This is a genomic window from Comamonas faecalis (genome assembly GCF_039538025.1).
GTDB classification, from domain to species: Bacteria; Pseudomonadota; Gammaproteobacteria; order Burkholderiales; family Burkholderiaceae_C; genus Comamonas_C; species Comamonas_C faecalis.
In genome coordinates this window covers 1-24,977 of record NZ_BAABBP010000033.1, presented here as the reverse complement: position 1 = coordinate 24,977, position 24,977 = coordinate 1, and the positions used below count along the sequence as shown (strand labels likewise).

At 65.4% G+C, this 24,977-nt stretch carries 25 protein-coding genes; 9 read left to right on the top strand and 16 right to left on the bottom strand.

Annotated elements, in window-relative coordinates; all coding sequences use genetic code 11:
- Positions 1-4: 4 nt before the first annotated feature.
- The 3 genes from yddG to fabI form a co-directional block, all read right to left on the bottom strand.
- Positions 5-910, bottom strand: a complete 906-nt coding sequence (gene yddG, locus ABD767_RS14760) for an aromatic amino acid DMT transporter YddG (RefSeq protein ID WP_103045836.1) — start codon at positions 908-910, stop codon at positions 5-7.
- Between the two features lie 12 nt (positions 911-922).
- Positions 923-1,624 carry an MFS transporter gene (locus tag ABD767_RS14755; protein ID WP_344869867.1) on the bottom strand — a complete coding sequence of 234 codons (702 nt, stop codon included), beginning with the start codon at positions 1,622-1,624 and terminating at the stop codon, positions 923-925.
- Positions 1,625-1,756: 132 nt separating this feature from the next.
- Positions 1,757-2,557: an enoyl-ACP reductase FabI gene (gene fabI / locus ABD767_RS14750; protein ID WP_344869866.1), complete on the bottom strand. Its 801-nt coding sequence runs from the start codon at positions 2,555-2,557 to the stop codon at positions 1,757-1,759.
- A gap of 46 nt (positions 2,558-2,603) precedes the next feature.
- Between fabI and ABD767_RS14745 the strand changes: the two genes are divergently transcribed.
- Both ABD767_RS14745 and ABD767_RS14740 read left to right on the top strand, forming a co-directional pair.
- A complete protein-coding gene (locus tag ABD767_RS14745) occupies positions 2,604-4,424 on the top strand; it encodes an ABC transporter substrate-binding protein (protein WP_103045834.1) in 1,821 nt (606 codons plus the stop codon).
- Between the two features lie 201 nt (positions 4,425-4,625).
- A complete protein-coding gene (locus tag ABD767_RS14740; protein ID WP_344869865.1) occupies positions 4,626-5,135 on the top strand; it encodes a FlgO family outer membrane protein in 510 nt (169 codons plus the stop codon).
- A 38-nt stretch (positions 5,136-5,173) separates the two neighbouring features.
- Here the strand turns inward: ABD767_RS14740 and flhC are convergent, their stop codons facing one another.
- The 3 genes from flhC to bfr all read right to left on the bottom strand — a co-directional run bounded on the left by flhC (position 5,174) and on the right by bfr (position 6,867).
- Positions 5,174-5,761 (bottom strand): flagellar transcriptional regulator FlhC, encoded by a 588-nt coding sequence (gene flhC, locus ABD767_RS14735; protein WP_103045681.1) that lies wholly within the window; start codon positions 5,759-5,761, stop codon positions 5,174-5,176.
- A 43-nt stretch (positions 5,762-5,804) separates the two neighbouring features.
- Positions 5,805-6,131, bottom strand: a complete 327-nt coding sequence (gene flhD / locus ABD767_RS14730; RefSeq protein WP_103045682.1) for a flagellar transcriptional regulator FlhD — start codon at positions 6,129-6,131, stop codon at positions 5,805-5,807.
- A gap of 259 nt (positions 6,132-6,390) precedes the next feature.
- Positions 6,391-6,867 (bottom strand): bacterioferritin, encoded by a 477-nt coding sequence (gene bfr / locus ABD767_RS14725; RefSeq protein ID WP_103045683.1) that lies wholly within the window; start codon positions 6,865-6,867, stop codon positions 6,391-6,393.
- A gap of 185 nt (positions 6,868-7,052) precedes the next feature.
- On the opposite strand from bfr, the gene ahpC reads away from it, so the two are divergent.
- Both ahpC and ahpF read left to right on the top strand, forming a co-directional pair.
- Positions 7,053-7,616, top strand: coding sequence for an alkyl hydroperoxide reductase subunit C (gene ahpC / locus ABD767_RS14720; RefSeq protein ID WP_103045684.1), 564 nt, complete (start codon positions 7,053-7,055; stop codon positions 7,614-7,616).
- Positions 7,617-7,748: 132 nt separating this feature from the next.
- Entirely contained in the window at positions 7,749-9,317 is a 1,569-nt protein-coding gene (ahpF, locus tag ABD767_RS14715; RefSeq protein ID WP_103045685.1) for an alkyl hydroperoxide reductase subunit F, read from the top strand.
- A gap of 84 nt (positions 9,318-9,401) precedes the next feature.
- On the opposite strand, the gene ppsR is transcribed toward ahpF, so the two are convergent.
- Complete coding sequence (gene ppsR / locus ABD767_RS14710) at positions 9,402-10,232, bottom strand: posphoenolpyruvate synthetase regulatory kinase/phosphorylase PpsR (protein WP_103045686.1); 831 nt, start codon at positions 10,230-10,232, stop codon at positions 9,402-9,404.
- Between the two features lie 212 nt (positions 10,233-10,444).
- Here ppsR and ppsA point away from each other — a divergent pair, with 212 nt between their 5' ends.
- Genes ppsA through ABD767_RS14695 form a run of 3 tightly spaced genes read left to right on the top strand, consistent with a single transcriptional unit; the run spans position 10,445 to position 15,282 of the window.
- Positions 10,445-12,835, top strand: a complete 2,391-nt coding sequence (gene ppsA, locus ABD767_RS14705; RefSeq protein WP_103045687.1) for a phosphoenolpyruvate synthase — start codon at positions 10,445-10,447, stop codon at positions 12,833-12,835.
- Between the two features lie 46 nt (positions 12,836-12,881).
- Positions 12,882-13,205: a sodium/substrate symporter small subunit gene (locus ABD767_RS14700; protein WP_103045688.1), complete on the top strand. Its 324-nt coding sequence runs from the start codon at positions 12,882-12,884 to the stop codon at positions 13,203-13,205.
- Positions 13,192-15,282, top strand: a complete 2,091-nt coding sequence (locus ABD767_RS14695) for a VC_2705 family sodium/solute symporter (protein ID WP_103045689.1) — start codon at positions 13,192-13,194, stop codon at positions 15,280-15,282. Before ABD767_RS14700 ends, ABD767_RS14695 begins: the two co-directional genes overlap by 14 nt.
- Positions 15,283-15,316: 34 nt before the next feature.
- Here the strand turns inward: ABD767_RS14695 and ABD767_RS14690 are convergent, their stop codons facing one another.
- The 9 genes from ABD767_RS14690 to lysS form a co-directional block, all read right to left on the bottom strand.
- The gene (locus ABD767_RS14690; RefSeq protein ID WP_103045690.1) at positions 15,317-15,676 is read right to left on the bottom strand and encodes an FKBP-type peptidyl-prolyl cis-trans isomerase; all 360 of its coding nucleotides are present in this window, start codon (positions 15,674-15,676) and stop codon (positions 15,317-15,319) included.
- Between the two features lie 88 nt (positions 15,677-15,764).
- Entirely contained in the window at positions 15,765-16,079 is a 315-nt protein-coding gene (locus ABD767_RS14685) for a winged helix-turn-helix transcriptional regulator (RefSeq protein WP_103045691.1), read from the bottom strand.
- Positions 16,080-16,202: 123 nt separating this feature from the next.
- On the bottom strand, positions 16,203-16,928 hold the full coding sequence (locus ABD767_RS14680; RefSeq protein ID WP_103045692.1) for an ABC transporter ATP-binding protein: 726 nt from the start codon (positions 16,926-16,928) through the stop codon (positions 16,203-16,205).
- Positions 16,928-17,698: a high-affinity branched-chain amino acid ABC transporter ATP-binding protein LivG gene (gene livG / locus ABD767_RS14675; protein ID WP_103045693.1), complete on the bottom strand. Its 771-nt coding sequence runs from the start codon at positions 17,696-17,698 to the stop codon at positions 16,928-16,930. Before livG ends, ABD767_RS14680 begins: the two co-directional genes overlap by 1 nt.
- Positions 17,695-18,948 carry a high-affinity branched-chain amino acid ABC transporter permease LivM gene (livM, locus tag ABD767_RS14670; protein ID WP_103045694.1) on the bottom strand — a complete coding sequence of 418 codons (1,254 nt, stop codon included), beginning with the start codon at positions 18,946-18,948 and terminating at the stop codon, positions 17,695-17,697. Before livM ends, livG begins: the two co-directional genes overlap by 4 nt.
- Positions 18,948-19,877: a high-affinity branched-chain amino acid ABC transporter permease LivH gene (livH, locus tag ABD767_RS14665; protein ID WP_103045695.1), complete on the bottom strand. Its 930-nt coding sequence runs from the start codon at positions 19,875-19,877 to the stop codon at positions 18,948-18,950. Before livH ends, livM begins: the two co-directional genes overlap by 1 nt.
- A gap of 270 nt (positions 19,878-20,147) precedes the next feature.
- Entirely contained in the window at positions 20,148-21,266 is a 1,119-nt protein-coding gene (locus ABD767_RS14660) for a high-affinity branched-chain amino acid ABC transporter substrate-binding protein (protein ID WP_103045696.1), read from the bottom strand.
- A gap of 165 nt (positions 21,267-21,431) precedes the next feature.
- Positions 21,432-22,094 (bottom strand): mechanosensitive ion channel domain-containing protein, encoded by a 663-nt coding sequence (locus ABD767_RS14655; protein WP_103045699.1) that lies wholly within the window; start codon positions 22,092-22,094, stop codon positions 21,432-21,434.
- A gap of 41 nt (positions 22,095-22,135) precedes the next feature.
- A complete protein-coding gene (lysS, locus tag ABD767_RS14650) occupies positions 22,136-23,689 on the bottom strand; it encodes a lysine--tRNA ligase (protein WP_103045697.1) in 1,554 nt (517 codons plus the stop codon).
- Positions 23,690-23,931: 242 nt separating this feature from the next.
- Here lysS and ABD767_RS14645 point away from each other — a divergent pair, with 242 nt between their 5' ends.
- Positions 23,932-24,477 carry a YggT family protein gene (locus tag ABD767_RS14645; protein WP_103045698.1) on the top strand — a complete coding sequence of 182 codons (546 nt, stop codon included), beginning with the start codon at positions 23,932-23,934 and terminating at the stop codon, positions 24,475-24,477.
- Positions 24,478-24,653: 176 nt separating this feature from the next.
- A partial coding sequence (locus ABD767_RS14640; protein WP_344869864.1) for a transposase domain-containing protein occupies positions 24,654-24,977 on the top strand: 324 nt, incomplete at its 3' end.

Sequence of the window (24,977 nt, the reverse complement as noted above, 5' to 3'; positions counted from 1 at the left end):
GCTCCTATGCCGTAGCACGCGCCTTGACGGGCGCGCGCGTGGCCAGCCAGCACAGGATGGCGCCGCCGCACACCATGGCCGCGCCCTGCCAGAAGGCCGGCGACAGCGGCGTGCGCAGCAGCAGCATGGCCAGCGCCGCAGAAAACACCGGGATGAAGTAGGAGGCGCCGGCCAGGATGGTGACGTTGCCGTGCAGAATGCCCACATTCCACGCCGCGTAGCCAAAGCCCATGGCCGCGGCGGCCAGCATCAGTGAGACGATGGCCTGTAGGCTGAACGTCATCGCGCCGCCGCCCTCCAGCAGGTATTTGGCCCACAGCGCCACCGACACCAGCATGAAGAACAGCGTCACCCCGTTCTTGCCATTGGCAATGCGCGTGGTGACCGCGCAGTAGGCCGCCCAGATCAGCGCGCCGGCAAAGGCCAGGCCGTAGCTGAGCGGGTTGTCCTGCACGTTGGCAAGCATGCCGGGCAGGTTCAAGCCTTGCTCGCCGCCCAGCACCCAGCCGATGCCGATGATGGACAGCACAAAGCCCGGGACGATGAGCCAGTTGGCCCGCTGCCGGTTGAACACGATGGCCGCGACGATGGTGAACGTGGGCCACAGGTAGTTGACCATGCCCACCTCGATGGCCTGGCGGCTGGTGTGGGCGTAGCCAATCGACAGTGCCAGGCACAGCTCGTAGGCGACGAACAGCAGGCTGCCCCAGAACAGGTAGCGCCGGGGGAATTCGCCGGGCCGCACCCAGCCCACGCTCAGCAGCAGGAACAGCGAGGCCACGCTGTACATCATGGCCGCGCCGCCCGTGGGCCCGAGCTGGTCGCTGACGTTGCGGATCAGGCCGACGATGGCGCTCCACAAAAAGATGGCGACCAGCCCGATCAGGGTGGCCTGTTTGCGGTTTTTCATGGGTGGGTCAGTTCATGCGGAGCAGCGCGCGATCATGCCTGCTGTGCGTCGATCCAGATGGTCTTGATTCAAGACCACGGCAGCACCAGCCCGACCACGCCGATGGCCTCGTGCACCACCAGCGCCAGCGCGCCGTGCCCTGTGGGCCGCCGTGTGGTCGTAGGCCTTGTCGATCAGCTCGGCGTGCCAGCGGATGGTGTGGATGGCCTCGGGCAGGTCGGTGCTTGCGCTGGGCAGGCGCCAGGCGGCTCCCGCGTCCGTCTTCGAATGCCGCCTTGGGTAGCCCGACTTGAGCAGCGTGCCCAGCGACACCTTTTTGTCTGCCGATGCCGCGGGCATGTTGGCAATCGAGAAGCTGTCGCCATAGACCCTCTTGATCACGCGGTCTGCCTCGCTGGCGCGGTCCTTGCTCACCAGCCAGCGCGCCGACTCGGGCGTACCCAGGCGCACCAGCAGCAGTGGCAGGCCCAGCAGCGCGGGGCTGGCCAGCGCCCAGTGCCAAGCCTTGGGGCCGGCCATTGCCATGATGGCGTTGCCGGCGATGTAGGCCAGTGCCGCGCCGGCAAACCACAGAATCGTCAGCATCGCCAGTCGGGGGCCGCGGTGCTTGTTGGGAAGAAGCTCCACCAGCAGTGCGCTGGCCACCGGGTATTCAATGCCCACGCCGATGCCGATCAGAAAGCGCAGCAGAAAAATGGCGGTGCCGGACTCCACTCACAGATGCGCCAGCGAGCAGACGCTGAACAGTAGCGGTGGCTCGAAATACATGGTGCAGGGCGGCGTGCCATGGAATAAGCCCCGCTGGTCTTGCGGCCAGCGGGGCTTGGGTGGGTTGGGGTGGGTAGGTCAGACCATGTCGGCCGACAGCCCCGCGGTCTGGCTGAAGCCGCCGTCCACATAGGACACCTCGGCCGTGACGCCGCTGGCCAGGTCGCTGAACAGGAAGGCGGCCACGTTGCCCACGTCCTCGATCGTCACGTTGCGGCGCAGCGGCGCGGCGTCGGCCACGCGGCCCAGCAGCTTGCCGAAGTCCTTGATGCCGCTGGCGGCCAGCGTCTTGATCGGGCCTGCGCTGATGCCGTTGGCGCGGATGCAGCGCCCGTCCTCGGTGCGTCCCAGGGCTTCCGCCAGGTAGCGCACAGACGCCTCAAGCGACGCCTTGGCCAGGCCCATGGTGTTGTAGTTGGGAATGGAGCGCAGTGCGCCCAGGTAGGTCAGCGTCAGCAGCGACGACTTGTCGTTCAGATAGGGCAGGGCGGCCTTGGCCATGGCCGGGAAGCTGTAGGCGCTGATGTCGTGCGCAATGCGGAAGTTCTCGCGCGACAGGCCGTCCAGGAAGTTGCCGGCGATCGCCTCGCGCGGCGCAAAGCCGATGCTGTGCAGAAAGCCGTCGAACGTGCCCCAGGCGGCGCCCAGGTCGGCAAACATTTGCGCGATCTGCGCGTCGTCGGCCACGTCGCAGTCAAAGACCAGTTTGGAGCCGAATTCGGCGGCAAACTCGGTGATGCGGCCCTTGAAGCGCTCGCCCACGTAGCTGAAGGCCAGCTCCGCGCCCTGTTCATGGCAGGCCTTGGCCACGCCGTAGGCGATGGAGCGGTTGGACAGCACGCCGGTGATGAGCAGCTTTTTGCCTGCAAGAAAACCCATTGTTCTTCTCCTGTGAAGTGGTCGGTCAGTAGCTGACAATTGTCGCATGCGCACCTGCCTGATCTCTTTGCTTGCGGCCGCCGCCATGGCCGCTCCAGCGGCCTGGGCCGCGCACGCGTATGCGATGTGGGGCGCGCCGGCGTTGCCTGCCGGATTTGAGCATTTGCCCTACGTCAACCCGGATGCGCCCAAGGGCGGCGAGCTGCGGCTGGTCAGCAATTTGCGCGCCTCCACCTTTGACAAATACAACCCCTTCACCATCCGCGGAAACGCGCCGGCGTATTTGTCGGCGCTGATGTTCGACACGCTGCTCACCGGCTCGATGGACGAGACGGCCACGGGCTACGGCCTGCTGGCCGAGGATGTGAGTGTGGCGGCCGACGGGCTGTCGGCCACCTTCAGGCTGCGGGCTGCGGCGCGCTTTCACGACGGCAAGCCGGTGCTGGCGCAGGATGTGAAGCACAGCTACGACACGCTGGTCGGGCCGTATACCTCGCCCGGCTACAAGACCATGTTGTATGAGGTAGCCGGCGTGGACGTGGTGGACGAGCGCACGGTGCGCTTTCGCTTCAACGCGCCGAACCGCGAGCTGCCGCTGACGGTGGGCGGCCTGCCCATCTTCAGCCGCGACTGGGGGCGGGGCGAGGATGGCCAGCCCAAGCCGTTTGACCAGGTGGTGATGGACATCCCCATTGGCAGCGGGCCGTACAAGATAGGCCCGGTCAACTTTGGCAAGGACATTACCTATGTGCGCGACCCGCAGTACTGGGCGCGTGATTTGCCGGTGCGCCGGGGCACGGCCAATTTCGACCGGGTGCAGGTCAAGATTTACCAGGACAACACGGCGCGGCTGGAGGCGCTCAAGGCCGGCGAGTTCGACCTGATGCGCTTTTTCAGCGCCGGTGACTGGGCGCGGCGCGTCAACGGCAAGCGATTCGACTCGGGCGAACTGGTCAAGGGCGAGTTCGCCAACAAGCTGCCCACGGGCTTTCAGAGTTATGTGCTCAACACCCGCCGCCCGCTGCTGCAGGACAGGCGTGTGCGCAAGGCGCTGGGGCTGGCGTTCGACTTCGAGTGGATGGACCGTCAGCTGTTCTACGGCGCCTACCAGCGCGTGCATGGCCTGTTTGGCAACACGGCGTGCGAGACGCATGGCACGCCTACGCCGGCCGAGCTGGCATTGCTGGAACCCTGGCGCAAGGACTTGCCCGCCAGCGTCTTTGGCCCCATGGCCGAGCCGGTGAAAACGCCCGACGCCATGGCGCTGCGCGAGCACCTGCGCCAGGCACAGGCATTGCTGCGCGAGGCGGGCTGGACCGTGCAGGACGGTGTGCTGCGCAACGCCCGGGGCGAGCCCTTTGTGCTCGAATATATGGACAGCAGCGAGGGCGGCCAGCGCACGATTGCCTCGTGGCAGCACAACCTGGCCAAGCTGGGCGTCACGCTCAACTTCCGCTCGGTGGACTTTGCGCTGTACCAGCAGCGGCTGCAGAAGTTCGACTTCGACATCACCACGCTGGCCTTCCAGGGAACGAACAATCCGGGCCAGGAATACGCCGACCTGTTTGGCAGCGCAGCGGCCGACCAGGAGGATTCGGGCAACTTCGCCGGCGTGCGCAACCCGGCGGTCGACGCGGCGATCCGCGCAATGGTGTCGGCGCAGACGCTCACGCAGATGCTGCCCGCCTGTCACGCGCTGGACCGCATCATCGCGCATGAGCATTACCTGATCCCGCAGTGGTACGCGCCCACGCACCGCATGGTGTACGACGATTGGCGCCTGCAGCGTCCACCGGTGGTGCCGCCATATTCGCCCGGCGAGATGTGGGTCATCGACACCTGGTGGGCGCGCCCGCCGGGCCACTGATTCCATTTCCATATCAACCGATTACTTTGTCGGTTTCGCTTGTCGTGCTACAGCACTGTCTGCGCTTCACCTTCGCGTACTCGATCGATATAGAAATGGAATGACACGGATTGTCCGCCGGCCGGTCAATTGCCGGGATTGGCTGGTTGGCGCAGCGCTGTTGCGGCCATTGCATGCCATGGCCGCCACTACGATGGCGCCATGCCTTCTTTCCTGATCTGGTCGCGCCGCCGCCGTGCAGCAGCGGTGCTTGCATGCGCTGTGGCACTGGCCTTGCCCGGCTGTGCCCGTTATTACTACGGCGATGCTGCGCAGTTGCTGGAGCGCGCCGATTTGCTGCAAGCCAGTGCATCGGCGGTGGACGCCTTGCTGGCAGGCGGGCCGCTGGCGCCGGGGGCGCTGGTGCGCGTGCTGCCGCCGCGTCCGCTGGGGCTGCAAGATGATGCGGATGCACCGCTGTTGGGCCAGGTGCTGGCGCAGCAGTTGGCCGCACGGCTGGTGCAGCGCAGACTGCGGGTGCAGGAGGCGATCGCTGCGCCAGACGGCCGCCAGGCGCCGGTGGCAGCGATATTGGCTGGCAGCTATGTGCGGGCCGAACGCCAGGTGTTTGTGCAGCTTCGCCTGCTCTCGGCAGATAGTGGTGAGGTACTGGCGGCGCATGGCGATGTGCTGGCGCTGGATGCGGACGTCCGGGCGCTGCTGCAGCGTTGAAAACCGCGCTCCAGGGCGGGGCTGCGCTTCGCGTGCGTTCAGTGCAGCGTCAGCGCCCCCGCGCTCTTGCCCTTGCCGGCGCGGGCCGGCGGGTTGCACAGGCCGCAGGTGTAGTGGCGGTTCTCGTACAGATCGGAGACGAACATGCCGTGGCATTGCGAGCACTCGGTGCGCGTGAGCATGCCGGCGTCGACGAACTTGACCAGGCGCCAGGCACGGGTGAACGACAGCAGTGGGTCGATTTCTGCGGCCTGCACCTGCTCGTTGTACAGGCGAAAGGCGCGCGTGAGCAGTTCGACCGCGTCCTGGTCGACGCCCTTGGACAGGTATTCGTAGATGTTGAGGAACAGCGAGCTGTGGATGTTCTCCTGCCAGGTCAAAAACCAGTCGGTGGAGAACGGCAGCTGTCCCTTGGAGGGTGACCTGCCGGCCACTTCCTTGTACAGGCGGATCAGGCGCTCGTAGGACAGCGATGTCTCCGACTCGAGCACCTGCATGCGCGCGCCCATGCGGATCAGCATCGCGGCGCGCTCGATCTGCCTGGACTCGTCGAGCACGCTCTTGGCGGGCTTGGCGCTGCGGCTGGCGGGCTTGTCGGCGGTGGTGGTCGTTGCGGTGGCGGTCATGGGCGGCTTTCTGAATGTGCGGCGGGTCGGGCGGCAGGCGGGTTTACAGCACTTCGCTGATGCGGCTGGCCATCAGGATGTTGGCGTGAAGCGTGTTGGTTGCTTCGCTCGCCTTGCGCGGCGTGTTGTGGCTGGTCAGCAGGCTCCAGACCAGCTCGTCGTCGGCGCGGAAGCTGCACAGCAGCGTGTTGCGCGACGCCAGCTTGAGGATTTGCGCCGAGGACAGCGTGGCCAGGATGTCGGCCGACTCCTCGCTCATGCCCAGGCGGAACACGGCCTCGGCCTTGTCCTGGCGGATCAGGCTCTGCGCCAGCATCAGGTAGGTGAGGTTGGCTTCGCGAATCTCGGCCAGCAGTTGCTCGTTGGTCATGATTTCATCCTTTTCCAGTCGTTGGGAACAGCCGATGGCGTGCTTGCCTTGTGCTGTGATCCGTTGAAATGGATTGTGAAACCGGGCCAATCGGAAATTAAGTCGGCATACCGCTGCGCGTGGCGTCCGTCTATCTGACCGGGTGTGTAGGAGTTTGCCTGACACGCGTGTCGTCCATCATGTGGTGCCTGGCAGTGGCAAACCATGAAAAAACGGGCCGGAGCCCGTTGTTTCAAGCGATGCAGGTGCGCGTGGCGTGTCAGTCGCCGTCGTGCATCTGTGACTGCAGATAGTTGGCCAGCCCCACCTGCTCGACCAGGCCGACCTGCGTCTCCAGGAAGTCGATGTGCTCCTCGGTGTCTTCCAGAAGATCCTGCAGCAGGTCGCGCGAGACGTAGTCGCGCACCGATTCGCAGTGGGCGATGCCCTGCTTGAGCGTGGCTTGCGCGTTGTGCTCCATGCGCAGGTCGCATTGCAGAATCTCGGGCAAGTCCTCGCCGATCTGCAGCTTGGCCAGATCTTGCAGGTTGGGCAGGCCGTCGAGCATCAGGATGCGATCCATCAGCCGGTCGGCGTGCTTCATCTCGCCGATCGACTCCTTGTATTCGCGCTTGGCCAGGCGCTCGAAACCCCAGTGCTTGAGGATGCGGTAGTGCATGAAGTACTGGTTGATCGCCGTCAGTTCGCATTTGAGTTGGGCCTGCAGGTGTGCGATGACCTGGGTGTCGCCTTGCATGGTGTTGTCCTTTCGTGGGTATGGGAGGATTGTCCCGACAGATTCCGCCGATATCAAGCCGGTCAGAGATTGATGATAGACAAATGCTATCAATGTAATTTTGCTAATCAATTGGATTTATCAATCGAGAGCACCTAAACTAAAGCCTGTCTCTGTTCATCAACCCCAACCAAGAGGAAGCGACCATGTCCGTACTCAACACCACCATCAAGCCCTTCAAAGCACAAGCCTTCAAGCAGGGCAAGTTCATCGAAGTCACCGAAAAAGACGTGCTGGGCAAGTGGGCCGTGTTCTTCTTCTACCCCGCCGACTTCACCTTCGTGTGCCCGACCGAACTGGGCGACGTGGCCGACCATTACGCCGAGCTGCAAAAGCTGGGCGTCGAGGTGTACTCGGTCTCGACCGACACGCACTTCGTGCACAAGGCCTGGCACGACACGTCCGACACCATCCGCAAGATCGAATACACCATGCTGGGTGACCCGACCTGGCAGATCAGCCAGAACTTCGACTGCCTGCGCGAAGGCCAGGGCCTGGCTGACCGTGCGACCTTCATCGTCGACCCCGATGGCGTGATCCAGGCCATGGAAATCACCGCAGAAGGCATTGGCCGCAACGCCGCCGACCTGCTGCGCAAGGTCAAGGCCGCCCAGTACGTGCGCAACCACCCCGGCGAGGTCTGCCCCGCCAAGTGGGAAGAGGGCGCCAAGACGCTGGCTCCTTCGCTGGATCTGGTCGGCAAGATCTAAACCAGCACGCAGCGCAGCTCCAACAGGGCCGCGCTTGCCAGGGCGCCACGGGCGCCCGCTGAACAAGACGCCCGGGCCTGTGGCGCCCGGGCTTTTTTTACCCATCAACCGATTGAACCCAGGAGGATCGTGATGCTCGACACCACCATGCAAACCCAACTCAAGGCCTATCTGGAGCGCCTGCAGCGCCCTGTGGAACTGGTGGCCACGCTCGATGGCAGCGCCACGGCGGGTGAGCTGCGCGAGCTGCTGCATGAGATCCAGGGGCTGTCGGACAAGATCACGGTGCGCGAGGACGACACGCTGGACGTGCGCAAGCCTTCATTCCTCATCACCAACCCCGGCGCCGACATCGGCGTGCGCTTTGCCGGCGTGCCGCTGGGCCATGAATTCACGTCGCTGGTGCTGGCGCTGCTGCAGGTGGGTGGCCACCCCTCCAAAGAGGCGCAGGATCTGCTCGACCAGGTCAAGAATCTGCAGGGCAGCTTTCACTTCGAGACCTATTACTCGCTGTCCTGCCACAACTGCCCGGACGTAGTGCAGGCGCTCAATCTGATGAGCGTGCTCAACCCCGGCATTACGCATACCGCCATCGATGGCGCGCTGTTTCAGGACGAGGTCAAGAGCCGCGAGATCATGGGCGTGCCCACGGTGTTCCTCAACGGCGAGGTGTTTGGCCAGGGCCGCATGGAGCTGGCCGAGATCGTCGGCAAGATCGACAAGGGCGCTGCCGCGCGCGATGCTGCCAAGCTCAACGACAAGGCGGCGTTCGACGTGCTCATCGTCGGTGGCGGCCCGGCGGGCGCGGCGGCCGCGGTTTACGCGGCGCGCAAGGGCATTCGCACCGGTATGGCAGCCGAGCGCTTTGGCGGCCAGGTGAACGACACGCTGGACATTGAAAACTACATATCAATCGCCCACACCGAAGGGCCGCAGTTCTCGGCCGCGCTGCTCAACCACGTGCGCCAGTACGAGGTCGACGTGATGAACCTGCAGCAGGCCAAGGCCCTGCGGCCGGCCGCGACCGAAGGTGGATTGATCGAGCTGGAGCTGGAAAACGGCGCCGTGCTCAAGAGCCGCAGCATCATCGTCTCGACCGGGGCGCGCTGGCGCAACATGAATGTTCCGGGCGAGGAGCAGTACCGCACCAAGGGCGTGGCCTACTGCCCGCACTGCGACGGCCCGCTGTACAAGGGCAAGCGCGTGGCGGTGATCGGTGGCGGCAACTCGGGCGTGGAAGCGGCAATCGACCTGGCCGGCGTGGTGGGCCATGTCACCGTGGTCGAGTTCATGCCCGAGCTGAAGGCCGACGCGGTACTGCAAAAGAAGCTGCGCAGCCTGCCCAATGTGGACATCATCCTGAACGCGCAGACCACCGAGGTGCTGGGCGACGGCAGCAAGGTGACCGGCCTGGCCTACAAGGACCGCACCAACGATGAGGCGCGCCAGCTGGAGCTCGAAGGCATCTTCGTGCAGATCGGCCTGCTGCCCAACACCGACTGGATCCGCGAGACGGTCGCGTGCAACCGCTTTGGCGAGATCGAGATCGACGCGCGCGGCCAGACCAGCGTGCCCGGCGTGTTCGCCGCGGGCGACTGCACCACGGTACCGTACAAGCAGATCGTGGTTGCCGCCGGCGCCGGCGCCACGGCCGCGCTCAGCGCGTTCGACCACATCATCCGCACCACGACGCCCGCCTGAACGCGCTGGTGCGCCAAACGAAACGCCCGCAATTGCGGGCGTTTTTCATTGTGAATGGAGCGCGGCCGGCAAAGCGCGTGCGCTTCAGTACTGCAGGCGTTCGGGGCGCACCTCCTGCAGGATGGTGGTGGCGATTTCCTCGATGCTCTTGGTCGTCGTCGACAGCCAGCGGATGCCCGAGCGGCGCATCATGGCCTCGGCGTCGGCGATTTCCTGGCGGCAGTTGATCGGGTCGGCATAGCGCGAACCAGGGCGGCGCTCGTTGCGGATCTGCGACAGGCGCACCGGGTCGATGGTCAGGCCGAAAATCTTCTTGCGAAACGGCACCAGCGCCGGCGGCAGTTGGCGGCGTTCGAAGTCTTCCGGGATCAGCGGGTAGTTGGCCACCTTCAGGCCGCACTGCATCGCAAGGTACAGGCTGGTGGGCGTCTTGCCGCTGCGCGATACGCCCACCAGGATGACGTCTGCGCCGGAGAGGTCTCGGTGGCTCTGGCCGTCGTCGTGATCCAGGCTGTAGTTGATCGCCTCGATGCGATCGGTGTATTCCTTGGAGCGTGTGATGTCGGCAAAACGCCCGACGCGGTGGTGCGACTTGATGCCCAGCTCGTTCTCCAATGGCCGGATGAAGGTGCCGAACATGTCCAGCAGCATGCCTTTGCAGCCTTCCTGGATGATGCGCAGCGCATCCATGTTGACCAGCGTGGTGAAGACGATGGGCTTTCTGCCCTCCAGCTCGGCCGCGTGGTTGATCTGGCGCACCACCTGGTGGGCCTTGTCCTCGGTGTCGATGAAGGGCAGGCGCACATGGCGCGGGCGCATGTCGAATTGCGCCAGGATGGCGTTGCCAAAGGTCTCGGCCGTGATGCCGGTGCTGTCGGAGATATAGAACACCGAACGCGTGTGCTGAGGAATCATGGGTACTGTTGGCTGGTGATTGGACGGCGCGCCGCCCTTGAGTTGCTGCGCGCCTACAATGGCGGCCATTCTATGCACAGCATTTCCCCGTCCACGCTGACAGCCGGCCTACAAGCACAACCATTCGTGCCGGGCTGCCGCATGGACGCAAGGCAGTCGCACCCTGGGCGCGACCAGGCCTTGACACCGGTTTTAACTTCTGGAGTCTTCCCATGTCAGCACGCTTTGAGGCGACCGCCCTGGTCGTTCCGTTTGAAAACCTGAGGATGAGCGACGTCGAGGTCGTCGGCGGCAAGAACGCCAGCCTCGGCGAGATGATCTCGCAACTGCCCCAGGGCGTGCGCGTGCCCACCGGCTTTGCCACCACTGCGCACGCCTTCCGCGAATTCCTGAAGCACGAGGGTCTGGCCGAGCGCATCAGCACCCGCCTGGCCGCGCTGGACGTAGACGACGTGCGCGCGCTGGCCGCCGCTGGCGCCGAGATCCGTGGCTGGCTCGAGAACCAGCCCTTTCCCGCGGACCTTGAAAAAGCCGTGCGCGATGCATTTGCCACGCTGAGCGAGGGCAATGTCCAGGCCAGCTTTGCAGTGCGCAGCTCGGCCACGGCCGAGGATCTGCCCGACGCGTCGTTCGCCGGCCAGCAAGAGACCTTTCTCAACGTCGTCGGCATCGACGACGTGCTGCACAAGATGAAGGAGGTGTTTGCCAGCCTCTACAACGACCGGGCGATTTCCTACCGCGTGCACAAGGGCTTTGCGCATGACGTGGTGGCGTTGTCGGCCGGCGTGCAGCGCATGGTGCGCTCCGACCTGGGAACGGCCGGCGTGATGTTCACCATCGATACCGAGAGCGGCTTCGACCAGGTGGTCTTCATCACCAGCAGCTATGGTCTGGGCGAGACGGTGGTGCAGGGCGCGGTCAACCCCGACGAGTTCTACGTGCACAAGCCCATGCTGCGCGCGGGCAACAAGGCCGTGATCCGGCGCAACCTGGGCAGCAAGCTGGTGCAAATGGTGTTTGCCACGCCCGAGGAAAAAGCTGCGTCGGGCAAGCTGGTCAAGACCACCGACGTTGCCCCTGAGCTGCGCAACCGCTACAGCCTCTCGGACGCCGACGTCGAGCAACTGGCGCATTACGCACTGGTCATCGAGCAGCACTACGGCCGCCCGATGGACATCGAGTGGGGCAAGGACGGCCAGGACGGCCAGCTCTACATCCTGCAGGCACGCCCCGAGACGGTGAAGAGCCAGTCCAAGGGCCAGTCCGAGCAGCGCTTCAAGCTCAAGGGCCAGGGCCCGGTGCTGGCCGAGGGCCGCGCCATCGGCCAGAGGATCGGCACCGGCCCGGTGCGCCTGGTCTCGGACATTGCCGAGATGGAGAAGGTGCAACCCGGTGATGTGCTGGTAACCGACATGACCGACCCCAACTGGGAGCCGGTGATGAAGCGCGCCAGCGCCATCGTCACCAACCGCGGCGGGCGCACCTGCCACGCGGCCATCATTGCGCGCGAGCTGGGCATCCCGGCCGTGGTTGGCTGTGGCAACGCCACCGACCTGCTCAAGGACGGCACACTGGTGACGGTGAGCTGCGCCGAGGGCGACACCGGCCACATCTACGACGGCCTGCTGGAAACGGAAGTGACCGAGGTGCAGCGCGGCGAGATGCCGCCAATCGCCACCAAGATCATGATGAACGTGGGCAACCCGCAGCTGGCGTTCGACTTTGCCCAGTTGCCGAACGAGGGCGTGGGCCTGGCGCGCCTGGAGTTCATCATCAACAACAACATCGGCGTGCACCCCAAGGCCATCCTGGACTACCCGGCCGTCGACGCCGACCTGAAAAAGGCAGTGGAGAGCGTGGCCCGCGGTCATGCCTCGCCCCGAGCCTTCTACGTGGACAAGGTGGCCGAGGGCGTGGCGACGATTGCCGCCGCTTTCTGGCCCAAGCCGGTCATCGTGCGTCTGTCGGACTTCAAGAGCAACGAGTACCGCAAGCTGATTGGCGGCAGCCGCTACGAGCCCGAGGAAGAGAACCCGATGCTGGGCTTTCGCGGTGCGGCGCGCTACATCAGCAATGAGTTTGGCGAGGCCTTCGCGATGGAGTGCGAGGCGCTCAAGCGCGTGCGCGACGAAATGGGGCTGACCAACGTGCAGGTCATGGTGCCGTTCGTGCGTACGCTGGGCCAGGCCGAGCGCGTCACCCAGCTGCTGGCCGGCCATGGCCTCAAGCGCGGCGACAACGGCTTGCGCCTGATCATGATGTGCGAGGTGCCGAGCAACGCGGTGCTGGCCGACGAGTTCCTGCAGTTCTTCGACGGCTTCTCGGTCGGCTCCAACGACCTGACCCAGCTAACGCTGGGGTTGGATCGCGATTCGGGCCTGGAACTGCTGGCCGCCGACTTCGACGAGCGCGACCCGGCCGTGCGTGCGCTGCTCAAGCGGGCGATCGAGGCCTGCAAGGCGCAGGGCAAATACATCGGCATCTGCGGCCAGGGGCCCAGCGACCACCCCGACTTTGCCCAGTGGCTGGCCGACGAGGGCATTTCCTCGATCTCGCTGAACCCGGACAGCGTGATCGCCACCTGGCAGCAACTGGCGGGCTGAGCGCGGCAGCGACCCACCCCACACCCACCGCGCGCGCCGGCCAGCGATGGAGCAGCAACACGAGTCGATGCCCGAGCACCGCAGCGTGCCGTTTGCTCCTGACCTGCACGACGCGCGCCACCTGTGGCTCAAGGCCGGGCTGCTGCTCGTGTGGGCGGTGGTGTCGTTCGGACTGACTTATTTCGCACGGGCGCTGCACTGGCGCCTGGGCCCCTGGCCGCTGCATTACTGGATCGCGTCGCAGGGCGCGGTACTGGTGTTCATCGCCATCGTCTGGGTGTATTGCGCGGCGATGAGTTATTTCGAGCGCCAGGACAGCCTGCACCACGGCGGCGCGCAGACGAGTGAAAACGACGATGAAGCGCTCTGACCGGGGAGGCTCGCGCTCCTACGTCATGCGCCTGGCGCGCATCCTGGCGCTGTACGTGGCTGGCGTGCTGGGCTTTCTGGCGCTGATGACCTGGGCCGAGCAGCGCGGACTGTCGCGCCAGTGGATCGGCCCCATCTTCCTGTTCCTGACGGTGATGGTCTACGCGGCCATCGGCGTCTACGGGCGCACCTCGGATGCCGATGAGTACTACGTCGCCGGCCGGCGTATCCCGCCCATCTTCAACGGCATGGCATCCGCGGCCGACTGGATGAGCGCGGCCTCGTTCATCAGCCTGTCGGGCGCGCTGTACCTGCAGGGTTTTTCGGGCACGCACGAGGCGCCCGGCGGCCTGGCCTATTTGCTGGGCTGGACGGGCGGCTTCGTGCTCGTGGCCATGTTGATCGCGCCGCACCTGCGGGCGATGCGGCTGTACACCATTCCAGATTTCTTCCAGGTGCGCTATGGCGGCAGCTGGCCGCGCATCATCGCCGCGCTGTCGGCCGTGCTGTGCTCGTTCACCTATGTGGTCGCTCAGATCTACGGCGTGGGCCTGATCGCTTCGCGCCTGACCGGCGTGCAGTTCGAGATCGGCATCATGCTGGGCCTGGGCGGCGTGCTGCTGTGCTCGTTTCTCGGGGGCATGCGTGCCATCACCTGGACCCAGGTGGCGCAGTACATTGTCATCCTGCTGTCGTTCATGCTGCCGGTTTCGTGGCTGGCCTACAAGCAGTTGGGCAATCCGGTAGCGCCGGTGGTGTTTGGCGTGCAGTTGGACAAGATTGCCGAGAAGGAGGAGCGCTTGCTGGTCTCCAGCGACGAGCGCGAGGTGATTTCCGATTATTTGCAGCGCGCGATGGAGTATGAGCAACGGCTGCGCAATGTCGGCGCGGCGCTGGAGCATGAGCGCGCGGCCGCGCGCGAGCGCATTCAACGGCTGCGCGCGCAGAACGCCGACGTGGGCCTGATCGTCACCGCCAGCCGTGACCTGATGGTAATGCCGCGCGACGAAGCCGCGGCGCGCGAGCAGTGGACGCGCGCGCTGCAGGACAACCTGGAACGCGCGCGCGACCTGGGCGGCCTGCCGCGCCACAGCCAGGCCTTTGTCGGCGATCCCAATGGCACGCCGCAGGAGCAGCGCGATTTCCGGGACGCGCGGCGCAACTTCCTGGCGCTGATGTTCTGCCTGATGGTGGGCACCGCCGGCCTGCCGCACCTGCTCACGCGCTACTACACCGTGCCGACGGTGGCTGGAGCGCGCACCTCGGTCGCCTGGTCGCTGGTATTCATTGCACTGCTGTATTTGAGCGCGCCCGCGATGGCGGCGCTGGTCAAGTACGAGGTGATGAGCCACCTGGTGGGCAGCCGCTACGACCAGTTGCCCACCTGGATGGCGCAGTGGTCGCGCGTCGACACCGCGCTGCTGTCGGTCGAGGACATCAATGGCGACGGCATCGTGCAGTTCGGCGAGATTCGCTTTGGCGTCGACCTGATCATGCTGGCCATGCCGGAGATTGCCGGGCTGCCTTACGTGATCTCGGGCCTGGTGGCCGCCGGCGGGCTGGCCGCGGCGCTGTCGACTGCCGACGGGCTGCTGCTGACCATCAGCAACGCGCTGGTGCGCGACCTGTACTTTCATTCCAAGCGGCGCAAGGCTTCGCCCGAGCAGCGCGTCATCCTGACCAAGTTCACGCTGCTGTCGGTGGCGCTGTCGGCGGCCTTCGTCGCCTCGCTCAAGCCCGCAGAGATCCTGCCCATGGTGTCGGCGTCGTTCTCGATTGCCGCATCGGCTTTTGTGCCGGCAATGGTGCTGGGCATCTTCTGGCGCGGCACGACGCGCCAGGGCGCGGTGGCCGGAATGCTGGCGGGCCTGTCGGTAACGATGTATTACCTGCTGTCGCACGCAGACACGGTGCGCCAGCTGCTGCCCCAGGCCTGGCTGGCCGATGGCCTGTGGTGGGGCATTCAACCTATTTCGGCCGGCGTCTTCGGCGTGCCGGCCGGGGTGGCGGTGACCTGCCTGGTCAGCCTGGCCACCCGCCCGGGCAGGCTGCCCGTCGTGCGGCCGGACGGGCTGTGAGCCGGAAGGGCGCAGCCGCCTCCCGATCCGGGCTTCAACCTTGGATGGCCAGCAGCTCGACGTCGAACTTCAAGACGGCATGCGGCGGGATCACGCCGCCGGCACCGCGCGCGCCATAGCCCAGCGCGGCAGGAATGATCAGCGTGCGCTGGCCGCCGATCTGCATGCCTTGCACGCCTTCGTCCCAGCCCTTGATGACCATGCCGGCGCCCAGGGGGAATTCAAACGGGTCGCCCCGGTCGCGGCTGGAGTCGAACTTGGCGCCCTGCTGGCCGTCGTTGTAAAGCCAGCCGGTGTAGTGCACGCGCACCAGCTGGCCGGACTGGGCCGCAGCGCCGCTGCCCGCGTTGGTGTCTTCGTACTGCAAGCCCGATGCGGTGGTTTGAAAAGCCATGTGTCATCCATTCAGAAAAGAGAAAAAGAAACGGCACCGGGGTGCCGTCGTGAAAGCCTAACAGACCTTGGTGGCGTGCCGGTTTGCGCTATGCCGTGGCGCGCCTGGCCTGCGCCGCGACCCAGCGGGTGGCAAAGGCCTGCAGGTCGGCGATGCGCTTGAGCAGATCCTGCCCACTGGGCGTGACGCAGTAGCCGTCGCTGCCGTGGTCGACGAAACCCGCGGCGCGCAGTTCCTTGATGCGGGTGTTCAGCGTATTGGGAGTGACTCCGCCTACGCTGTCCTGCAGCAGGCGAAAGGTCTGGGGGTGGCCGTCGCGCAAGGCCCAGAGCACGCGCAGCGCGTAGCGGCACTCCAGGGTCTCCAGCAGGCGGTTGACAGCGGCGTTTTCTTTCGGGCTCATGGGGCGTCTCCGAGCAGCTGTACCAAAAACGGTGGTCTATGGTAGCGGGTCGGTCTCGATGCTACAAGTTTCGTAGCCTGCTGCCCTGGCCGCCCGGAGCGCGCACCATGGTGCGCCCTGTCTTCAGCCGCCCAGGTAGGCCTTGCGGATCGCGTCGTTGGCCAGCAGATTGGCGCCCGTGTCCTCCAGCACCAGGTGGCCGTTTTCCAGCACGTAGCCGCGGTCGGCGATCTGCAGCGCACGGTTGGCGTTCTGCTCGACCAGAAACACCGTGACGCCCTCGGAGCGGATCTGCTGAATGATGTCGAAGATCTGCGCAATGATCAGCGGCGCCAGGCCCAGCGTCGGCTCGTCGAGCAGCAGCAGGCGCGGGCGGCTCATCAGCGCGCGGCCTATGGCCAGCATCTGCTGCTCGCCGCCGCTCATGGTGCCGGCCCGCTGGTAGGCACGATCCTTCAAGCGCGGGAACAGGTCGAACACGTGCTTCATGTCCTGCTCGATGGCCGCCTTGTCCTGGAAGAATCCGCCCATCTTCAAGTTTTCGACGACGCTCAGTGCCGAGAAGATGCGCCGGCCTTCGGGCGACACTGCAATGCCCTTGCGCATGATCAGGTGCGTGGAGTCATTGGTGATGTTCTCGCCCTCGAAGCGCACATGGCCACCGCTTGCGCGCGGCGTGCCGCAGATGGTCATCAGCAGCGAGGTCTTGCCAGCGCCGTTGGAGCCGATCAGCGAGACGATTTCACCTTGGTTGACGTGCAGCGAGACCTTGTCGACCGCGCAGATGGCGCCGTAGTGCGTGCTCAGCTCCTCGATCTGGAGCATGGGGGTATTGCTTGGCTGGTTCATCAGGCTTCTCCCAGGTAGGCCTTGATGACCCGCTCGTCGTTGCGGATCGCCTCGGGTACGCCGGTGGCGATCGGTTTGCCGTATTCCATCACCAGGATGCGCTCGGACACGCCCATGACCAGGCCCATGTCGTGCTCGATCAGCAGCACTGACACCTGGTATTCGCGGCGCAGCTGGTCGATGAGCAGCTGCAAGTCCTTTTTCTCCTGGGGGTTGAGACCGGCCGCGGGCTCGTCGAGCATCAGCAGCTTGGGCCCGGTGATCATGCAGCGCGCGATTTCCAGGCGCCGCTGGTGGCCGTAGGCCAGGTTGCCCGCCTCGCGGTTGGCGAACTCACGCAATCCCATGACGTCCAGCCAGTGCATGGCGTTGGCGATCTTCTTGCGCTCGCTGCGGCGATAGCCCGGGGTGTTGAGCAGCCCGCTCCAGAACGGTACGTGTTCGATGTGGTGCTGCGCTACCAGCAGGTTCTCCAGCACCGTCATGGCCTTGAACAGGCGCACGTTCTGGAAGGTGCGCACCACGCCGTGGTTGGCCACGCGATGGCTGCTGTACCCGGCAATGCTGCGGTTCTGCAGCGCGATCTGGCCGGTGCTGGGCTTGTAGAAGCCGCTGATGCAGTTGAACACCGTGGTCTTGCCCGCGCCGTTGGGGCCAATGATGGCGAAGATCTCCTGCGGCTGGACGTCGAACGAGACGCCGTCGACGGCGACCAGCCCGCCAAAGCGCATGGTGAGGTCTCTGACCTGGAGCAGTGGAGTGGTACTCATGCCGGTACCTCCACCTGGGCGCGGCGAGCGGGCAGCAGGCCCTGCGGGCGCCAGATCATCATCAGAATCATCACCAGGCCGAAGATGGCCATGCGGTATTCGGAGAATTCGCGCGCCAGCTCGGGCAGCACCGTGAGCACGATGGCCGCCAGGATCACGCCCAGCTGCGAACCCATGCCGCCGAGCACCACGATGGCCAGGATCAGCGCCGATTCGATGAAGGTGAACGATTCGGGGTTGACGATGCCCTGGCGCGCGGCGAAGAAAGCGCCACCAAAGCCCGCGAACATCGCGCCCAGCGTGAAGGCCGACAGCTTGATCTTCATCGGATTCAGGCCCAGCGAGCGGCAGGCGATCTCGTCTTCGCGCAGCGCTTCCCAGGAGCGCCCGATGGGCATGCGGATCAACCGATTGCTGATGAACAGCGTGACGGCCGCCAGCAGCAGCGCCATCAGGTACAGGAAGATCACCATATGCATCGAGTTGAATTGCAGGCCGAAGAACTGGTGGAAGGTCTGCGCGCCTTCCACGCTGGCGCTGCGCGTCATCTCCAGGCCCAGCAGCGTGGGCTTGGGCAGGCCGGAGATGCCGTCCGGCCCGCCGGTGAAGTCGACCAGGTTGACCAGCAGCAGGCGGATGATTTCGCCAAAACCCAGCGTCACGATGGCCAGGTAGTCACCGCGTAATCGCAGCACTGGAAAGCCCAGCAGAAAGCCGAACAGCGCCGAGACCGCACCCGTCAACGGCAGCGCGTGCCAGAAGCTCCAGCCGGCCCAGTAGTGCAGCATCGCGAAGGTGTAGGCGCCCGTGGCGTAGAAGCCCACGAAGCCCAGATCCAGCAGCCCGGCAAAGCCGACGACGATGTTCAGCCCCAGGCCCAGCATGACGTAGATCAGCGTCAGCGTGGCGATGTCGACCGCGTTGCGCCCGGCCAGGAAAGGCCAGCTGACGGCCAGCAGCACGACGACCAGCAGCATGCCCTGGTGCTGGCCCGCCGACAGGCGTGGCAGCGTGGGCCAGGGTACGCGCGGCATGCGCCCCGACAGAAAGGGGCGCAGCATCTGCACGGCAAAGACGGCCAGGCAGCCGAACACCAGGGTGCGCCATTCGGGCACGATGATGGTACGCACGCCTGCGCGCTGCAGGTGCAGCGTGAAGATGGGCAGCACGACGATGGCGGCCAGCACGGTGGCGATCAGCGCGCCCTTGAAGGCGCCGGCGAGGGTGGGGGAGGTGGCGGCGCGTGTCATCAGACTTTCTCCACTTCCGGCTTGCCCAGCAGGCCCGAGGGGCGGAACATCAGGATCAGTACCAGCAGGCCGAAGGCCACGATGTCCTTGTATTCGGAAGAGATGTAGGCGGCCGCCAGCGTCTCGGCAATGCCCAGGATCACGCCGCCGAGCATGGCTCCCGGGATCGAGCCGATGCCGCCCAGCACCGCCGCGGTAAATGCCTTGATGCCGGCGATGAAGCCGATGAAGGGGTTGAGCTTGCCGACGGCCAGCGCAATCAGCACGCCGCCAACGGCAGCCAGCACGGCACCCAGGATGAAGGTGAACGAGATCACGCGATTGGTGTCGATGCCCAGCAGGTTGGCCATGTGCATGTCCTGCGAGCAGGCGCGCGAGGCGCGGCCCATGCTGGAGTGGCGGATGTACAGCGTCAGCAACACCATCAGCACCACGGTGACCACGATGATCAGGATGCGCGAATAGGGCATGAAAATCTCGAACCCGCCGCCGTCGCCGCCAAAGCGCATCGCACCGGGGATGAGCGAGGGCACGGCCATGTCGCGCGCGCCCTGGCCCAGGGCCACCCAGTTCTGCAGGAAGATAGACATGCCGATGGCCGAGATCAGCGGCACCAGCCGCGGGCTGCCACGCAGCGGCCTGTAGGCCAGCTGCTCGACGGCGTAGCCGTAGACGCTGGTGACCGCAACCGCAGCGACGAGCATCAGCGCGATGATCAGCCACACGGGCAGGCCGCTCTGCACGCCGACGGCCGACAGCGCGACCAGGCCGACGTAGGCGCCAATCATGTAGATCTCGCCGTGCGCGAAGTTGATCATCCCGATGATGCCGTAGACCATGGTGTAGCCGATGGCGATCAGCGCGTAAATCGCGCCCAGGGACAATCCATTGAACAGCTGCTGCAGCAACTGGGGCAGGAAGTCAGACATGGAATGTCATCCCCCGATGGAAGAAACGAAAGGCCAGACGGCTGCGGCGCTGCGGGCGCCAGTGTTGCAGGGCACGAGGCCTGGGCACCGGAGCAGGAAAGCGGTTGCTGCGAACTCAGCCGGGTGGAGTGGCGAAAAACTCAAGGATACGGCCATCGGCCGCAAAGAGAAGGGCCAGATGGCGGTCAACCGGCCCATGCCGGTTGACCTGGGCCGCGCGCGACAGGGTTGCTGCGCACACGGCCGACGACGATTGAAGTGCCGGGCGGCTTACTTGACAGCCGTCTTGCTGCCGTCCTTGTGCCACTCGAAGATCTCGAACTGGAAGGCGTTCAGGTCGCCCTGCTTGTTCCAGGAGATGGGGCCGAGCACCGAGTCGACGGTGTTGGCGTGCAGCCAGTCGGCCACCTTGGCGGGGTCGTCGCCCACGGCCTTGATGCCTGCGATCAGCGCCTGCGTGGCGGCGTAGGCGGTCAGCTGGAAGGCGCCGGTGGCGTCGCGCTTCTTGTCCTTGAAGGCCTTGACCACGGCGGCGTTCTTCGGGTCGGCGGAGAAGTCAGCTGGCAGCGTCAGCAGCATGCCTTCGACGGCGTTGCCGGCGATGGCATTGATCTCGGGGTTGCCCACGCCCTCGGGGCCCATGAGCTTGACCTTCAGGCCTTGCTCGCCGGCCTGGCGCAGCAGCAGGCCCATTTCGGGGTGGTAGCCGCCGTAGTAGACGAAGTCGACGCCGGCGCTCTTGAGCTTGGTGATGACGGCCGAGTAGTCGCTGTCGCCGGCGTTGATGCCTTCGAACAGCGCCACGTCCACGCCGGCCTTCTTCAGGTCGTCGCGCACCGCGGTGGCGATGCCCTGGCCGTAGGACTGCTTGTCGTGCAGCACGGCAACCTTCTTGGGCTTGACCTTCTCGATGATGAATTTTGCAGCGGCCGGGCCTTGCTGGTCGTCGCGGCCGATGGTGCGGAAGATGAAGTGGAAGTTCTTGCCGTCGGTCAGCGCGGGCGAGGTGGCCGACGGGGTGATCACGACCACGCCTTCGTTGTTGTAGATCGGCGCGGCGGCGATCGACGCGCCCGAGCACACCGGGCCGACGACATAGTGGATCTTGTCGTTGACCACGCGGTTGGCCGCGACCGGGCCCTGCTTGGGCTCGCAGCCGTCGTCTACCGACACGACGTCTACCTTCTTGCCGTTGATGCCGCCGGCGGCGTTGATCTGCTCGACGGCGGTGCTCACGCCTTCCTTGACCATATCGCCGTACTGGGTCAGCGGGCCGGTGGTCGGGCCGACCGTGGCGATCTTGATTTGTGCATGGGCTGGTGCCAGCAACAGGGCACTGGCCAGGCCTGCGGCGGCGACAAGGGTATTGAGTCGGAAGGACATGGTCATAAAACTCTCTTCAACTTTGGGTGAAAGATGATGGTTCGGTCTCCAGCTTCTTGTGGCAAGCCGAGACAGGACACAGAAGCATAAGAGTTTGTATTGTGTTGGCAATCGGGTAGGCCAGACTTACGAACCCCGTCATTTTTTGCTAGTCCTAGGGTTTGTACCCAATCAAGGGGGCGTTTTTTCCGCCGCCTCCGGCATGGCAATGGCCGGGGCGACCGGCACGCCCGTGCTGGCCGGGGCCTGCTGCAAGCGTTCTGCCGGCACCGCGGTGCCAGCGCGCCAGCGCCGGGTAACGCGCTGAAAGATCAGTGCATTGGGTATTTGCAGCAGCGCACCAGTGCCCGTGGCGGTGGCGTCTTCCAGCGTGGTGTAGAGCAGGTTGATGTCGACGACGCGCCCCAGCGCTCCGGGCTTGTCGCCCGAGTCGAGCAGTTCGATGTGGTCGCCAATGCGCAAAGGTCCGACGGTGAAGATGAGGAAGGCGCAGAACAGGTTGGACAGCACGCTCCACGCGGCAAAAAAGGCCACGGCGCCAACGGTGGCAAAGCCGGTGAGGGCGGTCCAGAGCACGCCGGCCGACACGCCCAGGCGTTCGAGCACCAGCAGAAAGGCGCTGCCCAGGATGAGCCAGCGCACGATGGTGTTGACCGGCCTGAGCAGTTCATGAGGCAGGTTGTAGTGGCTGCTGGCGCGCCGCACGATGCGCCGCAGCAGGTACTGCAGCAGCCAGGCCGCGACCAGGATCAGCAGGATTTGCGCGCCGGGAAGCAGGATGTCCAGCCAGTCCTGCAGCCAGGGCGGGAGCCAGTTTTTCAAGCGCAGCAGCATGGAGCCGGCTCCGGTGGCGGGTTGGGCGCTGCCCGTGGTGCTCAACCCTGTTCGCGGCGCAGCGCCGGGAAGAGGATGACGTCGCGGATGCTGGAGCTGTCGGTGAGCAGCATCATCAGGCGGTCGATGCCGACGCCGCAGCCGCCGGTGGGCGGCAGGCCATATTCGAGCGCGCGCACGAAGTCCTGGTCGAAGTACATCGCCTCATCGTCGCCGCCGTCCTTGGCGGCCACCTGGGCGTTGAAGCGTGCCGCCTGGTCCTCGGCGTCGTTGAGCTCGGAGAAGCCATTGGCCATCTCGCGGCCGGTGATGTAGAGCTCGAAGCGCTCGGTGACCTCGGGGCGTGCGTCGTTGGCGCGCGCAAGCGGGCTGATCTCGGTGGGGTGCTCCATGATGAAGGTCGGCTGCCACAGCTGGCTTTCCACGGCCTCCTCGAAGTACAGCACCTGCAGGCTGGCCAGCGTACGGGTGGACAGGCGGCTCTTGTCCTCGCTCATGCCCAGCTTCTTCAGCGCGCTGATCAGCCAGGCGGCGTCGTCGACGTGCGCGCCGGCTTCGGTGTACTGATAGATCGCCTCGCGGATCGTCAGGCGCTGGAAGGGCTGGGACAGGTCGACGGCCTGGCCGCCGTAGCTCAACTGCAGCGTGCCGGCGGCCTTGATCGCCGCGTCGCGCACCAGCGCTTCGGTGAAGTCCATCAGGTCGCGGTAGTTCCAGTACGCCGCGTAGAACTCCATCATCGTGAACTCGGGGTTGTGGCGCACCGAGATGCCTTCGTTGCGAAAGCTGCGGTTGATCTCAAACACGCGCTCGAAGCCCCCGACGATCAGGCGCTTCAAGTACAGCTCGGGCGCGATGCGCAGGTACATGTCCTGGTCGAGCGCGTTGTGGTGCGTGACGAAGGGCTTGGCGTTGGCGCCGCCGGGGATGGGATGCAGCATGGGCGTCTCCACTTCCAGAAAGCCGTGTTCCGTCATGAAGCTGCGCAGCGAGCCGACCGTCTTGCTGCGCGCGACGAAGCGCCGGCGCGCGGCCTCGTCGGTCATCAGGTCGACGTAGCGCTGGCGGTACTTGGTCTCCTGGTCCTGCATGCCGTGGAACTTGTCGGGCATGGGGCGCAGGCTCTTGGTGAGCAGGCGGATGCGCGTGACCTTGACCGACAGCTCGCCGGTCTTGGTCTTCATCAACGTGCCTTCGGCGCCCAGGATGTCGCCCAGGTCCCAGCGCTTGAACTCGGCGTAGGCCTCCTCGCCGATCGCGTCGCGCGTGACGTACAGCTGGATGCGCCCGCCCGTCTCGCCCAGCGAGCCGTCCTGCAGCGTGGCGAAGCTGGCCTTGCCCATCACGCGCTTGAGCATCATGCGCCCGGCCACGCTGACCGCGATGGCGCGCTCCTGCAGCGCTTCATCGTCCAGCGCCGCGTAGTCCTGGTGCAGATGCGCCGCGCGGTGGGCCGGCTTGAAGTCGTTGGGGAAGGCCACGCCCAGGCCCTGTGCCTGGCGCTCGCGCAGCGCCTTGAGCTTTTCGCGGCGCTCGGCAATCAGCTGGTTCTCGTCGGCAAGGGGGGCGCTGGAGGGGGACAGTTCGTTGGACATGAATGGATGGGAAAAAATCGTGGGCGTCGCAGGGCCGGGCACGGCGGTCGCTGGTCAACAACCCGGTTGCCAGCGGTATCGACCTGCGTGCGGTGACGCGCGCAGGCCAGGCGTGCCGCCCGTGCCGGGGTGCTGCGCCGCATGCAATGGAAAGCCGAGCATTCTACCGGTTGCATCGGCCGCGGCGCGGGGCGGGCGCCGGGGCGCAGCTATCATCGGACGACCATTCTTGAAGGCTTGGCATGCTGCTGCAGATTTTTTCCTTTGTGCTCGATATCGTCTTTGGCCTGCTGACCAGCATCTGCCTGCTGCGCTTGTACATGCAGATCGAGCGCGTGCCGTTTGGCAACCCGGTCGGGCGGCTGGTGTTTGCCTTCAGCGACTGGCTGGTGCTGCCGCTGCGCCGGGTGGTGCCAGCAGCGCGGCGCTGGGATCCGTCCTGCCTGGTGGCGGCCCTGCTGCTGCAGGCGGTGCAGTACCTGCTGCTGTGGCTGCTGATGGCCGGCAGCGTGCCGATGGCGTGGGTGGCCTGGATGGCGGTGTTCAGCGTGCTGCGCGTGGCCCTGTCGGCCATGATGGGGCTGCTGATCGTCTATGCCGTGCTGTCGTGGGTGCAGACGCGCTCGCCGATTGCCGACGTGATCACGCGCCTGGCCGAGCCGCTGCTGCGACCGCTGCGGCGCATCATTCCGATCATCGGCGGCATCGACCTGTCGGTGCTGGTGGCTCTGGTGCTGCTGCAGGTGGCGATGATGGTGCTGGGCCAGCTGCAGATGGGGATGCCCTGACCTTTGGCCAGCGCGCCGGACTTGATCCGGCGGCGGGCAGACTTCAGAACGTGTTCAAGGTCTCCCCATGGAGCAATGCCGGTAAGTTAAGCCAAGACCCTTCTGGGCCTTGGCTGTTTGGTTTGTACAGTACGGGGCTGATGAACTGAACTGGCCGAATTGGCCATTGATAGCCGATGCTGCTGCAAACGTACCTGAGCGACACCCACAATTTTGCAACGCCCGAACAATGGGGTGTCGTTCAAAGCAGTATCCCCCAGCAGTGGATTGAACAGGCCCTGCAAATGAGTGGAGTGGCGACGCTGCGCAAGCGGCGCTTGCCCATGGAACAAGCTCTGTGGCTGGTGCTGGGTGTGGCCTTGCTCAGGGATCGCTCCATCGTGAACGTGGCCGAAGTGTTGGAGCTGGCCTTGCCAGGGCGGCGTGATCAGGGCATCAGCTCCAGCGCGCTCACTCAGGCGCGCCAGCGCTTGGGCAGTCAACCCCTGCAATGGCTGTTT